Raw genomic sequence first — 16,251 nt, forward strand, 5'->3', positions numbered from 1 at the left:
AGGGTTTAAGGTCTGGGCGCTTTCACCTTACGCCCTCAACCTCCAAACCTTCTGCCTCATTCGTATTTAAGTGCATCAACGGCATTGGCTTTGGCGACTTTAAACGTTTGCAGGCTTACTGTAATCAAAGCAATCACTATCGATGTTAAAAGTGCCAGCAAAAAAGGCCAGGGATTTATCGAAATTTTGTAATCATATTTTTCAAGCCATTTAGCTACGAGTATGTATGCCACCGGAATGGCAATCAGGTTCGCAATAACCACCAGTTTCATAAAATCTTTGTTCAGCAGAATTAAAATATCAGAAAGATTGGCGCCCAACACTTTACGGATGCTAATTTCCTTACTGCGCTGTTCGGCCATATAAAGCGCCAGCCCTAACAAACCGAGGCATGAAATAAAAATGGCAAAACCTCCGAAGATATTAGAGAGGACACTTAAAAGCTTTTCACTTTTAATTTTTTCAGCCATACCATCGCTTACCAGTTTTATTTCTGCCGGATATGCGGGATTTAAACGTTGACTGACCTGCTTAATAGTTTCCAACGACGTTGTTAAGGACTGCTTGGTATTCAGCCTAAGCAACAGTGTCTCACTTTTTTTCGCATTATAATAGTAAACAGTTGGTGAAACTCTGGCTCCTAAAGATTCATTAAAGAAATCCTGTACAACTCCTACTACTTTTAGCGGTGGATTTTCACCCCAGGTAATAACCGTTCCAACGGGATTTTTCAATTTCATTAACTTAACTGCTTCCTGATTTAGCAATAAAGAGGTCGCCGTATCGGCAGGAAATTTTGATGAAAAATCTCTTCCTGCAACGATTTTAATACCTGCTGTATTGGCAAAATTAAAACCTGTACTTCTATAACTAACGATCGAAACATCGTTTTTAGGTTTATCTGGCCAAGAAATATCACTTGTAATGTTTCCGCTGTTTGTAAAAGAGCTGGCATATTCTGTTGCTGATTCGATTGCGCCAGCACGTTTAAGTTCATTCTTGAATACCTCCAGTTTACCTGGATTTTTCAACACACCTTCCAAATCGATCTGAGCAAGTGCCGCTACATCAAACCCAAGTGGTTTATCACGCATGTATTGTATCTGTCTGTAAATTACAATAGCAGATATAATCATGCAAATGGAAAGGCTAAATTGGAATACCACCAATGTTTTGCGGATAGATAATGAACCCGTTGAACCCTTAAAACCCTTAAGCACCTTTACCGGAATAAATGAAGAAAGATAAAATGCGGGGTAACTTCCCGCAAGTAATCCTGTAATCAATATCATCGAGATTAACAGCACCCAAAAAGGATAAGAACTGTAATCAATCTTAATGGAAATATTGAGCAGGTTATTTAAATATGGCAAGGAAAGCTCAACAGTAATAAAGGCAATAGCCATAGCTACAGCTGACAAGAACAGCGATTCGATCATAAACTGGCCCATAATGGTATTACGCGTAGAGCCCAAAGCTTTGCGCACACCAACCTCCCTGGCCCGCTTTTCTGATTTGGCCGTAGAAAGGTTCATGTAATTGATGCAGGCAATAAGCAATACACAGATAGCCAGAAAAACAAATAACTGCAATTGATCTATTTTACCTCCAGCCGATTTTCCATTCTCAAAATGATCGTACAAATGAAATTTAGTCAAAGGAAAAAGAAATAGCTGATAAGTCATTTCTTTTAGATCAGGCTCTTTATTTACGATGAAGTTTTTAATAGCTGTGTTGGTAGCTGCTAAATCGGCATTATCTTTTAGCTGGAATAATGTTAAACAGGTAATAGCACCCCAACTATTTTCTTTTTCTGCCGGATTTTCCTGTTCAAAAAAAGCCCATGGCTGCAATATATCGTATTGCATACTCTGATTTTTGGGAAGGTCTTCGATAACGGCAGTCACTTTTAAACTGATTCTGTTGTCATATTTAATACTTTGTCCGATCGGGTTTTCATCCCCAAATAGCTTATTGGCAGTAGATTTGCTAATCAATATGTTATGCGGCTCGCTTAAAGCCGTATTTGGATCTCCATAGATAAATTTGTGATCAAGGATCCTTAAAAAATCCGGATCAACACTCATCCCTGAAAGTTTAAAATGATGCTGATTATGGCTGAACAACTTCTCTCCGTTATTCATCGATATGCGGGCTGCACTTTTAATGCCTGGCAGTTCTGAAACACCGGCTTTAGCTAGTTTATTTGGAACCGCCATGGTTGTGGACAGTTTGCCATTAAATTTGAGGTTTAAGGCTGCGAAATAAACCTTATCTGCTTTTTCATAATGTTTATCGAAACTCCATTCGTAATTAACATACAGCAGCAACATTAAACAGCAAGCCATGCCAATGGCCAGACCACCAACATTGATTAATGTAAAGCCCTTATTTTTCCAAAGGTTGCGTAAGGCGATTTTTAGATTTAATTTGAACATATTTTTGAGGTTGAGGGTAAAAAGGTTGAGGGTTGAGGGATTGGGCGTTGAAACCTTCCGCCTCATTACCTTCTACCTTTTCACCTTGTATTATTCGTATTTTAAAGCATCAACAGGGTTAGCTTTCGCCGTTTTATAAGCCTGAAAGCTCACCGTAATTAATGCCATCATCAAAGTTCCAATAGCAGCTAGCGGCATAATCCACCAGCTAAATTCTGTATGATATTCAAAATTATTTAACCATTTTACCATTGACAAATAACCGATTGGTATGGCAATTACGACGGCTACAGCGATCATTTTTAGGAAAGACAGGGATAGCAACTGCATTAAATTGGCTACAGATGCGCCTAAAACCTTCCTTACACCAAATTCCTTGGTACGTTGTTCGGAACTATAGGCAACAAGGCCAAACAAACCCAGGCAGGAAACAAAAATGGCCAATCCACCAAAGAGGTTAGATAATATTCCCAATATTTGCTCTGATTTATATTTTTCCTGATACAGTGAGTTTACAAATGAGATCTCAGTTGGGTAAGCTGGGTTAAATGCTTTTGTAATTCTATTAATGGTTTCGATATTACGCTGCAAACTATTTGCATTATTTAGACGCATGGTGATGGTACCGGTTTGCTTTAAATTGATGAAAACAACTTGTGGATTGTTCGATTTGTATGGAGAATCCCATACGTAATCATCAAACACACCAATAATGTGTGCGTTTGTACCGAAAAGCGTTACTTTTTTACCAATCGGATTTTTGTAGCCAAATACTTTCACAGCCGATGCACTAACCATAATTGCGCTGGTATCTGAGGCAAAACGTTCTGAAAAATCTCTTCCCGCCAGTAATTTAATGCCATTAGTCTTAATAAAGTCGTATGAGGTAGCCACTTGGTTGAACATAACTGTATTTTCAGGCTTAGTCATTCCATCCCATTTTATATCCATAAAATTTCGGCCATGATGAGAAAGACTAACAGATGATTGATACATCGACGTAACAGCTCCTGCTTTTAGCAATTGGGTTTTAAATAAATCGAATTTGGTTTTCAATTCTCCCTCCTGAGGCATTTCGACCAGCGCATTAACATCAAAGCCCACGGGCTTATTTTTAATGTATTGAATCTGGCGATAGATAACTAACGTTGCAATAATGAGTATAATAGCGAAACAGAATTGCCCGATCACCAAAACCTGCCTTAAACTGATATTTAGAAATCCTTTGGCATTTATTTTTCTTTTTAAGGTTTGGATTGGATTAAAGGATGAGAGATAAAAAGCCGGATAACTACCTGCTATTAGCCCCGTGGCTGATACAATTCCCAATATCCCAAGCCAACTCGTCGCTCTAAAATAAGAAATACCAATATTGAAGTTTAGCAATCGATTAAATGCCGGAAGCGAAAGTTCAAGTAAAGCAATGGCAAGTACAACCGCAATCGATGTAAGAACCATCGATTCGGTTAAAAACTGAAGAATTAGCGACGAGCGGTTTGCCCCAATGGTTTTCTTAATACCGACTTCCTTTGCTCTTTTCTCCGATTTTGCCGTAGCCATGTTCATAAAATTGATACAGGCAATCAGTAAAATCCCAAATGCTAAACCAACAAAAAGGTAAATTTGCTCAATATCGCCACCTATGGGTTTGCCATTTTCAAACTTCCCGAACAAATGCAGTTTGCTGGCTTGATACAGAAAATGTGGTTGTGATTGTGCATTTTGTGGCGCATTTGCTTTCACCAAAGCATCAATTTTACGATTTACCAAATCAATATCTGCATTCTGATCTAACAATACCATCGTTACGAAACTGTAATTATTCCAGTTTAAATCTTTAACATCTCGATCAAGAATTTCATAGAACGACCAGGGCATTAAGAAATCAAAACGATTAGAACTGTTTTCTGGCAGATCTTTGATAACACCTGTAATGGTCAAATTTTCCCTATCCTGATAACGGACAACTTTGTTTAAAACATCGGTTGTTCCAAACAAAGTTTTTGCTGTACTTTCCGTTAAAATCGCAGAAAGCGGATTCTTTAACGCGGTTTTCGGATCACCTGAAATAAACTGATAATCATACATTTTAAGCAGGTCAGGTTCAGCAAATTTTGAATCCTTTTTATAGCTGTTTTGTCCGTTAGCAATTAAACTTTTTTTGCCGTAATCCATGCGGGCAACATATTTCACCTCTGGCAAATGCGATTTTAATAATGGACCGAGAGCAGTTGTAGTACCATTAAAAGTTGCGGCGATTTTATTACTCTCCCCAGGAACATTAGTCATGGCAACATATACATTCCGCCAGTTTTTAGCCTGCTTATCAAAGTTCCATTCGTAAGTAACATACAGGAGCAACATTAAACAGGCAGCAAGGCCAATAGCTAAACCAACTACGTTGATAAAGGAAGAGGTTTTATTTTTCCAGAGGTTGCGTAAGGCGATTTTTAAGTTTAATTTGAACATATTTTTGAGGTTGAGGGTAAAAAGGTTGAGGGTTGAGGGATTGGGCGTTTAAACCTTCCACCTCATTACCTTCTGCCTTTCCACCTTGTATTATTCATATTTCAAAGCATCAACAGGATTGGCATTTACTGCTTTTTTGGCCTGTATACTTACAGTTATAATGGTTAATAAAATCGTTATCAATGTGGTAGTTACAAATGGCAAAACAGGAAAATCGATCCGGTAAGCAAAAGTCTTGAGCCACATATTGGTAACCACATAGGCAATTGGCCAGGAAACGATGTTCGCAACAACGACCAGATAAAAAAATGAACTATTGATCAATTTAAGTAACTGCACATCAGTTGCACCCAAAATTTTACGAACGGCAATTTCTTTTAAGCGTCCATTGGTAATGTATTTGGCAAATGCATATAAACCCAGTAATGCAATAAAAATAGTGAGTACTGCAGCAGTGAAAAATACCGACTGCAATTGTTCCTGCTTTTTAAAAAGCTTGCCGTAAAGTTCGTCGAGAAAGGCATAGCGAAAATCTTCTCCATCAAGTTTATTAATTTCAGGCCATTGCGCTTTTAATATAGCTAGTGCATCGGCCATTTTATTTTGTTCGATCTTGAGCAATATTTCTGTTTTAAAGCTGCCGCAAGGATCTTTAATCGTATAGATTGTGGGTTGAATTATGTTTTCAAAACCTTGCGTTTTAAAATCCTTTATTACACCAACTATTTTATAATCGATATCGCAACCCCTGATTATTTGTCCAACAGGATTTTTAATACCGTACCTGGCAACTGCACTTTCATTTACAATTGCCGAATTTATAGTGTCAGTTTTAAATTTGCTTGAGAAAAAACGCCCTTCTTTTAACTTAATATCCAAAGTTTCAAAATAATCAAACTCTACATTAACAAAATCAATATTAGCTTTTATACCGTTTGCGGTATAGCTGTTTATTCCATTTGAGCCGCCAGGAATAAATGTACTTACCGTTGCTGATTTGATACCTGGAACTTTTAGTATTTTTTGCCTGACAGGTTCGAAATTAATTGAGCCAAATTTGGCCGGATTATTAAACATTGTTAAATTTTTCACATAAACAACCTGATTTGCATTAAAGCCTAAATCTTCGCTCCGCATGTATTTTAATTGCGAATTGATGATGAATAAGCCAATAATGAAAATAACCGCCATACTAAATTGGAAAACCAGCAAAGCATTACGAAGCCAATAACTTTGTTTACTGGTAGTAAAATTGCCCTTAAGTACGAGCGATGGCTTAAAACCTGACAAAATAATTGCCGGATAAATGCCCGCGCAAAAGGTAATTAACCCTAAAATAACAGGTATTTTCCAGAATAAACCATTCGCAGTATGCCATATGGACAAATGAATCTGAAACAGGCTGTTGAATCTTGGCAAAGCTAATTCTGCCATAATCAAGGCTAAAATAATCGCGAAGAAGCATTGCATCAAGATTTCCACCAAAAACTGTTTGGTTAACTGGAAACGATAAGCACCCATAACTTTTTTTATACCGACCTCTTTAGCGCGCTTACCTGCTTGCGCTATACTCAAATTAGTGAAGTTGATACAGGCAATCACCAAAATCAAAACACCCAAAACAGAAATTGCTATTAATATTTTATAAGGAGCATCGTTACCCGCTTGTGGCTTTAAATGCTGGTTAGCCAATGGGTCTAAAAAGGTAGAGATACCCTTTATTTCTTTTATTGACTTTTTCTCGCTTTTGTCCTTCAATAATTCAGCACGGTATAAACCGGTAATTTTTTGTTCAAGATTTTCAACATCTGTTGCAGGTTTTACCTGTAAATAGATGGTGTAATCGTTCGTATTATAATGATCATTCTTGCCAAGTTCATTACCAATACTAACACCATCAAAAGTGAAGTTGGAATGCAGGTTATTTTTTACAGATCCATTAATCACTCCGGTTATTCCAGAAGTGCTTGCTCCAAAACCAACCATTTCTGGTTTATCATCCTGTTTATTCGGAAAAAGCGTTTTCATGCTTTCAGTGCTCAGATAAGTAAGTCGTTCGCTCTCTCCTGCCGGCTTTATGAGACCATTAGCGGGCTGGATATTTATAATTCTGGCGGCATCATAACTTACCTGTAGAATTTTTTTAGTAAACAGCGTATTTTTTCCTTTTTTAATTGTCAGTTCAAAAGCACTATCTTTTATTACACCTGCCGACACAACTTCTGGAAAATTTTGCCTGATTGCTTTAGCAAAAGGGGCCGCAACATAATTGGTTTTAAATTCCGGGTATCTTATTCCAACAACATAAATATTTTCGTAATTCGGATTTTCCTGATCAAAACTGGTTTCATAGGTAAAATAGAGCGTTACCAGAATAAACGCAGCCAAAGCAATGGCCAGTCCGCCAATATTAATGGCCGCAATCCCTTTATTTCTCCATAGGTTCCGCAACGCGATCTTTAGATTTAATTTGAACATATTTTTTAGGTTGAAAGGCTAAAAGGTTAAAGGCTGGAAGGTTTAGGACGTTTTAGCCTTCTACCTTCTTACCCTCTTCCTTCCGACCTCTATTCATATTTCAAAGCATCAACAGGATTTGCCTTGGCCACTTTTAACGATTGTACGCTAACCGTCAAAATAGCTATCAATACCGATAATCCGATGGCGATGATAAACGGCAAAGGGGAAATTGATACACGATATTCATAAGCTGAAAGCCATTTATTGATAACGATATAAGCTAACGGAAATGCAATCAGGTTGGCGATGGCAACCAGTCTGACAAAGTCTTTATTCAATAAAGTGAGGATATTTGCTGTACTGGCGCCCAATACTTTACGGATGCTAATTTCCTTTTTGCGCTGCTCGGCCATAAATAAAGCCAGACCCAATAAACCCAGGCAAGAAATAAAAATAGCAAAACCTCCAAACCAGTTAGAAAGTGTTCCCAACAGTTTTTCATTTTTGAATTTTAATTTAAAGTTGTCATCAACAAACCCTATCGTGGCCGGATAAGCTGGATTTAGTCTCTTCGCTGTTTCGCTAATCTGGTTAACAGATGAGGTGATGTTGTTTTTATCATTTAATCTCATAATAATGGTAGTAACATTATCAGGGTTTTGCGCAATAAGTAAAGGAGTTGCTTTCTGATACGGAGATTCCATTACGTAATCTTTAATCACTCCAATGATCCTTACCGGCTGCCCCCATTTAATCATTTTACCGACAGGATCTTTAATTCCCATCACCTTAACCAATGCCTCATTAACCAATACATTAGCGGTATCTACAAAATCTTTAGAAAAGTCTCTTCCCTTTAAAATTTCCATACCAGTAGTTTTAGTGAGATCGAGGCTGGTAAACCTAAAGTTGATTAGGATTTGATCTTTTGGGTTTTTACCCGGCCAATTGATTCCATAAGTATTGTTACCACCACTAGTTAACGACAAGCTATACTCGGTATAGGCAGTTATGGCACCCGATTTAAGCAATTCATCTTTGAGGATTTCGCGTTTTTCCTTTTTAGAAAATTCACCTTCGGTAGAAATCTGTACCAGATTTGCTTTGTTGTAACCGATAGGTTTATTTTTAATATAGTTTAACTGCTGATAAATTACTGCAGTACAAACGATTAAACAGGCTGCGAATACAAATTGAAAAATAACCAGGAATTTACGAATTGACAATGAAGAGCCTCCGGCAAGTTTGAACCCTTTTAAAACTTTAACCGGATCAAAAGAAGAAAGATAAAAAGCAGGATAACTTCCGGCAATTACCGCAGTAAACAGGGTTAAGCCCAAAAACACAGTCCAAAATTTATAATCTTTATAATCTATCCCAAGGTTAATGCCCAATAAATTGTTAAAATACGGCAGGCTTACTTCAATTAAAACAAAAGCCACAAGCATGCTCAGTGTAGTTAATAAAACGGATTCGAACATGAACTGGCCTACCAGGTTATTTCTGGAAGAGCCGATAGCCTTACGCACGCCAACTTCGCGTGCCCGTTTCTCTGATTTGGCGGTAGAAAGGTTCATGAAATTAACGCAGGCAATTAGCAGGATACAAAAAGCCAAAAGAAAGAATATTCTGAGCTGATCTATCCTTCCGCCTACATTTTTGCCATTTTCAAATTTATCGTATAAATGCCATTTAGATAAAGGATGCATAATAGGTTCGCCATTAATTGCTTTATCGTGGGCCTTGATCATACCTTTCATCTGGTTATTGGCACGAGCAAAAAAGGAATTATCCTGAAGTTGAGCAAACAACATACAATAATTGTTTCCCCAGCCACTGTCTTTGGTCCATGGATTTAATTTTTCATACAATTTCCAGGACATAATATAATCTATTACCAATGTCGAATTTTTAGGCCGATCAGCAATAACACCTTCAACTTTCAAACTCTCCTTGTTATCCAGTTTAACTACCTTGTTAAGCGGATCTTCATTACCAAAAAGGTTGTTAGCTAATGTCTCTGTTAGAATTATCCCATCTAAACTGTTCAAAAAAGTATTCGGATTACCTCTCAATACCTTATAATCGAACATCTTAAGAAAATCCGGATCACCGAAAACGGCATTCATTTTAAAGTTATTCTGATTATAGGATAAAAGCATTGGCTCAGGATAAGATAAACGGCTTACCTTGGCCACACCAGGAACTTTTTCTTTGATTTCAGCTCTCAATTGCCCCGGGAAGGCCATAAAACTAAAGGTTTCTGAAGCGGTTTTTTGGTTATTGTAAAGCACATAAGTTTTATCATAATCGGTAAACTGCTTGTCATAACCATATTCGTAGGCTACATACAATAATAAAATCATGCAGCTGGCCAAACCAATGGCCAACCCGCCCAGATTGATCAGGGTGAAGCCTTTGTTGCGCCAAAGGTTGCGTAAGGCTATTTTTAGGTTGAGTCTAAACATCTTTTTAAGTTTGAAAGTTGACAGGTTGCAGGTTGTAAGGTTTTGGGCGCTTTAGCCTTCTACCTTAAAACCTTTTACCTTCTCTCCATTATTCATATTTAAGTGCATCAATAGGATTGGCCTTTGCCACTTTTACCGATTGCAAACTGACCGTTAACACTGCAATTAAAACAGAGATGACGATGGCGAGCAGAAAGGGTAGAAAGGAAATAGCCACACGATAATCAAAAGCAGACAGCCATTTATTGATGATGATATAAGCTAAAGGAAAGGCAATCATATTGGCAATGGCTACCAGTTTTATAAAGTCTTTATTCAGCAACACCAGGATATTGCCGGTACTCGCACCTAAAACCTTCCGGATACTGATTTCCTTTTTGCGTTGTTCGGCCATAAAAAGCGCCAGACCCAATAAGCCTAAACAAGAAATGAAAATGGCAAAACCACCAAACCAGTTTGAAAGTGAACCCAATAATTTTTCATTTTTAAATTTCTCTTCAAAAGATTCGTTTACAAATTTTCGGTTTACGGGATAATTTGGTTCCATCTGCTTTACCAGCTCATCAATTTTAGCCAGTGATGAACTGATGTTCTGATTTGGACTTAACCTTGCTATAAGTACCCTAGCGTCGCCATTTGTATTGGCCCTAAAAATCATCGGGGCCACTCTTTGATAAGCACTTTCTACCACAAAATCTTTTACAACACCAACAGTAGTTAGTTTTTTACCCCAGAAAGTGATTACCTTGCCTACCGGATTCTTCAATCCCATCATTTTTACGGCTGCTTCATTTAACAATACGCTATTGGTATCATTAGGAAATTTCGCAGAGAACTCCCTGCCGCTGATCATTTTAGTGCCAATCGTTTCAACAAAATCATATCCTATTGCCCTATGGTTGAAAGAAATAGCCTCATCCGGGTTTTTACCTTCCCAGTATACCGCCGTAGTATTGTCTCCTCCCTCAGTAAAATCTGTACTGAAAGAGGTAACATTGCTTACAGCGCCCGATGCTAACAGTTGGGTTTTAAGCAAGTCCAATTTAACGGGATCAGTTATTTTTCCTACTACAGCAATTTGAATCAAATTGGATTTGTCGTAACCAATGGGCTTGTTCTTAACATAATTGAGCTGCTGATAAATGACGGCTGTGCAAACAATTAAAGCTGCAGCAAAAACGAATTGGCCCACCACTAATACTTTCCTTACCGCAGCGGATGAATCTGTTTTAAGGGTGAAACCTTTTAAAACTTTTATAGGCTCGAAAGAAGATAGATAAAGCGCCGGATAACTGCCGGCAACCAATCCGGTCAAAATCATTAATCCCAACAAGGTTAACCAAAACAAGCCATTATGGTAGTCTATTGTTAGTTTAATATCTAACAAGCTATTAAAATATGGCAAACTAACCTCAATTAGGATAAAAGCTAAGACGGTTGCGATAAAAGTGAGGAGTAAGGATTCTAAAAAAAACTGATTTACCAGCGCTTTACGCGTTGACCCTATTGCTTTACGAACGCCAACTTCTTTTGCCCTGCGCTCTGAGCGTGCTGTAGATAAATTCATAAAATTCACACAGGCAATTAGCAAGATGCAAAAGGCAAGCAATAAAAATATTTTAAGCTGATCTATTTTTCCACCTACTGATTTACCGTTAACAAAATCATCATACAAATGCCATTTGTTTAAAGGATGCAGCAAAGCTACCGATGTATTATCTTTTTGATTGCGTTTGTAAATACCATGCATCAAATCATTTGCAGTATTGAAAAAATTATTATCCTTTAACTGAACAAGCGTTAAACACATATTATTTCCCCAATTGCCTTTCTTCATCCAGGGTTCTCGTTTTTCGAACAGTGCCCAGGGCATAATGCACTCAAAAGCCAGGCTACTGTTGGCAGGCACATCTTCTATTACGGCTTCTACCTCTAATACATCCTGATTTTCAAGCTTCACCATTTTATTAATAGGATCCTCATTTCCAAATAACTTTTTTGCAAAAGATTTGGTGAGGATAATGGTGTTTACATTTTTCAAAACCTGAACGGGGCTTCCCTCAAGAAATTTGTAGTCGAGTATTTTAATGAAATTTTGGTCAGCAAAGATGGCACTACTATTTATTTTATTATCGCCAACGGTAACGAGTTGTTTTCTCGGATAAGTAGTGTGAGCGGCATATTTAACACCAGGGATTTTTTCCTGCACTTCTTTAGCCATCACATTGGGTGTCCAGGCCCAGCTAAAAGTTTTACCGCTTGCCTTCATGTTTTGATAAACTACATAAGTTTTATCATGATTGGAGAATTGCTTATCGTAACTCCACTCGTAAGCCACATAAAGTAACAAAACCATGCAACTGGCCAAGCCAATGGCTAAGCCACCGATATTAATCAGAGAGAAACCCTTGTTTTTCCAAAGGTTCCGTAAGGCTATTTTCAGGTTTAATTTGAACATATTGCTAAGGTTGAAAGGTGGAAGGTTAAAAGGTTGGAAGGTTTTCGCGCGTAAACCATACGCCTTCTACCTATGAACCTTTTACCCTTATTTGCCAATCCCAGATCTTCCCATCCGGGAAGATTATTGGGCGGCTATCATTAACTAAACTAAAATCTTTTTTTAGGTGTAAGGTTTAGGACTGAAGGTTTAAGGAAGATTAACCTTACACCCTAAACCTTTTACCTTAAACCTCTATATCAGTTCTTCGTTTCTACTTTTATTTATCTTTTCCGAAATCACATGACCATCTTTCAGGTTAATGATCCGGTTAGAGAAACTGGCATCGTGGCTGGAGTGGGTTACCATTACGATGGTGGTTCCGGTTTCGTTCAATTCGCAAAGCAACTCCATTACTTCGTTACCATGTGAGCTATCCAGGTTTCCGGTAGGCTCATCGGCCAAAACCAATTTCGGCTTGGTAACCAAGGCTCTTGCTACCGCTACCCTTTGCTGTTGTCCGCCGGATAACTGTTGTGGAAAATGCCCGGTACGGTTTACAATATTCATTCGCTCGATGATTTCGTTTACCAGTTTCTTACGCTCTCCGGCAGGAACCTTGTTATAAATTAAGGGCAATTCAATGTTCTCAAAAACGGTTAATTCATCGATCAAATTGAAATTCTGGAAAACGAAACCCATGTTTCTCTTTCGGAAATTTGAGCGCTCCCTGTCGTTGAGGGTTAAAAGCTCTGTATCGATAAATTTGTAGCTTCCGCTTTCGGGCTTATCCAATAAACCCATTACATTTAACAAGGTAGATTTCCCACAGCCCGATGGCCCCATGATGGAAACAAACTCTCCCGCTGCAACGTGAAGATTGATTCCGTTAAGCGCGGTCGTTTCTACCTCTTCCGTTTTGTAAACTTTTTCCAGATTTTCTATTTTAATCATAATTCTAGTATCAAGTATTTAGTATCAGGTATTGAGTAGCAAGTATTTAGTAGCAAGTATCAAGACCTGATTATATTTTTTGTTTAACTTTAAACCCATTTCTTAAAGAACACCAACCTCCAAACTCCAAACTCCAAACGCACTACTTATTAATCTCCACCTGGTCGTATTGATTAAACTGATCATAAGATGAGGTAATTACTTCGTCGCCTTTATGCAAACCATCCAATATTTCATAATACAGATAGTTTTTTCGCCCGATTTTAACGTTTTTCTTAGTTGCTTTTCCATTCTTTACTAAAAAAACCCACGAGCCACCTGTGCTCTGGAAAAACTGTCCCTGGGCAAGGAGCAATGATTTACTATTATCAGACAAAGTTAACTTTGTTTGTAAAGATAATCCACGTCGCAAACCTTCAGGTGCCGGACCTTTAAAAACCATTTCTACCTGGAACTGGCCAGCTGTAACCTCAGGAATGACCTTGCTTACGGTTAAATTATAAGTTTTACCATTAAATTCACAGTTGGCGGTTTGTCCTTCTTTTACACGGTTGATGTAATACTCATCAACCCCTGCCTGCAGTTTGTAACCTTGTAACACATCAATCTTTCCGATCATTTCGTTGGCATTATAAGATTTACCAATTACCGGATCGTATGAAGAAAGTTTACCGGAAACCGGCGCTTTAATGGTCATATTTTCAATGTTCTTGCGGATCATCTCCAAGCTTTCGTTCATTTGCCCCATCGATTGGTCGATCTGGGTCAGTTGCATTTTACGACTCTGATTTTCCTGTTTAATCGCCTGGCGAACGATTTTCAATTTACCCTGGTAATATTCGTAATCCTGGTTAGATTTATTAAATTCCTGGAGTGTAATTACCTTTTTGGCAAAAAGTGCACTGTCCAATCGATACTGGCGGGTTGCGGTACGTAAATTATTCTCCACATCCAATACATCCTGATTCAGGATTCTTTGATTTTGTTCTAAATCCAACCTCGATTTACGTAGTTGATTAATTTGTTCAGTAGCAGCTGTCTGTTGCGAAGTATACCCCAACATGGCATTCGAATTTGCAATACGTAACAGTGGTGTACCTTTCACTACGGATGCGCCATTTTCAGTAAAAATTTCCGCAACTGTTCCTCCTTCTGATGAACTTACAATTACCGAAGTTAAGGGAACTACACTGGCATTTAACAGCACTACATCTTCAAAATCACCGTATTCTACTTTACTGATGGTCAACTTATCTGCATCGGCACTATAAACTTTTTTGAGTGACAAAGTATAGCCATAAATTACAATTGCTACAAAAGCAACTGTGCCACCTATCATTAACAGGGTTTTAGTGCTAAATCTTTTCTTCTCTATTTTTTTATCCATTGTTTGGTTTACTGTTTGGTCTGCTAGTAACCAAGCTTGTGCCAAAACACCAGGTCACACTTAAATCACTGATTAACAGGCATTAATTAATTATTTTATTTTTGACATGTTCGTTATCGGACAGTTAATGTGCGGGAGCGGACAGTTTTATTAAATTTGCCCATCCTTTCAGCACCTTATTGAAGGGGTAGCATTAGCAAAATAAGAGATACTAACTTAGAGGCAAGGTTATGTTAGACGCCACTGTTTTAATTATTGACGATGATGACGATATCCTGCTAAGTGCCCGTTTGTTTTTAAAGCAACAGGTAAAGCAGGTAATTACATGTAAATCGCCCAAAGAAATTAACGTTTTGTTGAGCAAAAATGAAATTGATATCATTTTGCTGGATATGAATTATCAAAAAGGTGCCAGCGATGGCAGAGAAGGCCTTTATTGGTTAGAACATATTTTATCTATTGATAAAGATTATGTGGTGATACTAATGACTGCCTTTGGTAATGTTGAACTTGCAGTAAAAGCAATAAAAAAAGGTGCTACCGATTTCATCCTTAAGCCTTGGGAAAATGAAAAGCTGTTTGCCACCATTTCATCTGCATCAAAACTTCGCGAATCGACCAAAAAGGTTAAAAAGCTTGAAAAAATACACACATCTCTTCAAAAAGATCTTACAAGAGGATTTGAGAATATTGTTGGTCAGGCTACCGAAATAAGGCAATTACAGCACACGCTATTAAAAGTTGCCCCTACCGATGCAAATGTGCTGATCCTGGGTGAAAACGGAACCGGAAAACAGGTGTTCGCCTATGAGATCCACGGAAATTCACAACGGAAAAACCAGGTATTTATGCATGTAGATTTAGGTGCCTTAAACGAAAATCTATTTGAAAGTGAATTATTCGGTTATGCTAAAGGCGCTTTTACCGACGCCAAAGAAGATAAACCCGGCCGCTTTGAGCTAGCTGATGGGGGGACGATTTTTTTAGATGAGATTGGAAATTTAACCCTACCACTTCAGGCCAAGTTATTAAGTGTTTTGCAAAACCGAACGGTTACCCGTTTGGGCGAAAGCAAAGAGCGTAAAGTAAATGTACGCCTCATCACGGCAACCAATATGCCATTGAACGAAATGGTCGCAAAAAATACATTCAGGCAGGATTTATTGTTCCGCATTAATACAGTAGAACTTTTATTGCCGGCATTACGTAAACGTGGCGAGGATATTTTACTTTTGGCCAATCACTTTTTGCAGGTTTTTAGTGCCAAATACCATAAAAATGTTCAAAAAATAAGCAATAAGGCCCAGGAAGCATTATTAAAGTATCAATGGCCAGGCAATGTACGCGAATTACAGCACGTGTTGGAAAGAGCCGTTATTATGAGCGATGGAGCTGATATTACTGAAGATGATCTGCAGCTAAGTCCGCAACGTTACGCACAGAACAACACACTGCCAGATGAAATGGCTCTGGAAGATATGGAGAAAATGATGGTGCAGAAGGCCATTGATAAACACAAAGGAAACATATCAAAAGCAGCGGCAGAATTAGGCTTAACCCGCGCAGCACTTTACAGAAGAATTGAGAAATTTGGAATCTAAGAGAGGTTTGAGGTATAAGGTTTAAGGCGTAAGGTTA

Annotated in this window: 8 protein-coding genes; 1 reads left to right on the plus strand and 7 read right to left on the minus strand. The window is 38.1% G+C overall.

The features are described 5' to 3' along the window. Positions 1-56: 56 nt before the first annotated feature. From ACIQXP_RS01510 to ACIQXP_RS01540, 7 genes are all read right to left on the minus strand, one after another. Positions 57-2,438, minus strand: a complete 2,382-nt coding sequence (locus ACIQXP_RS01510; RefSeq protein WP_387504276.1) for an ABC transporter permease — start codon at positions 2,436-2,438, stop codon at positions 57-59. Positions 2,439-2,528: 90 nt separating this feature from the next. Beyond that, positions 2,529-4,907 (minus strand): ABC transporter permease, encoded by a 2,379-nt coding sequence (locus tag ACIQXP_RS01515; protein WP_387504275.1) that lies wholly within the window; start codon positions 4,905-4,907, stop codon positions 2,529-2,531. A 90-nt stretch (positions 4,908-4,997) separates the two neighbouring features. Further along, the gene (locus tag ACIQXP_RS01520) at positions 4,998-7,385 is read right to left on the minus strand and encodes an ABC transporter permease (RefSeq protein WP_387504274.1); all 2,388 of its coding nucleotides are present in this window, start codon (positions 7,383-7,385) and stop codon (positions 4,998-5,000) included. A gap of 89 nt (positions 7,386-7,474) precedes the next feature. Next, positions 7,475-9,835, minus strand: a complete 2,361-nt coding sequence (locus tag ACIQXP_RS01525) for an ABC transporter permease (protein ID WP_387504273.1) — start codon at positions 9,833-9,835, stop codon at positions 7,475-7,477. 88 nt (positions 9,836-9,923) lie between these two features. Continuing rightward, positions 9,924-12,293, minus strand: coding sequence for an ABC transporter permease (locus ACIQXP_RS01530; protein ID WP_293743396.1), 2,370 nt, complete (start codon positions 12,291-12,293; stop codon positions 9,924-9,926). Between the two features lie 234 nt (positions 12,294-12,527). After that, a complete protein-coding gene (locus ACIQXP_RS01535; RefSeq protein WP_293743395.1) occupies positions 12,528-13,226 on the minus strand; it encodes an ABC transporter ATP-binding protein in 699 nt (232 codons plus the stop codon). 142 nt (positions 13,227-13,368) lie between these two features. Next, positions 13,369-14,613: an efflux RND transporter periplasmic adaptor subunit gene (locus ACIQXP_RS01540; RefSeq protein ID WP_387504272.1), complete on the minus strand. Its 1,245-nt coding sequence runs from the start codon at positions 14,611-14,613 to the stop codon at positions 13,369-13,371. Positions 14,614-14,843: 230 nt separating this feature from the next. On the opposite strand from ACIQXP_RS01540, the gene ACIQXP_RS01545 reads away from it, so the two are divergent. Continuing rightward, positions 14,844-16,214 carry a sigma-54-dependent transcriptional regulator gene (locus tag ACIQXP_RS01545; RefSeq protein ID WP_293743393.1) on the plus strand — a complete coding sequence of 457 codons (1,371 nt, stop codon included), beginning with the start codon at positions 14,844-14,846 and terminating at the stop codon, positions 16,212-16,214. Positions 16,215-16,251 lie beyond the last annotated feature (37 nt).

This window comes from Pedobacter suwonensis (assembly GCF_044762335.1).
Lineage (GTDB): Bacteria > Bacteroidota > Bacteroidia > Sphingobacteriales > Sphingobacteriaceae > Pedobacter.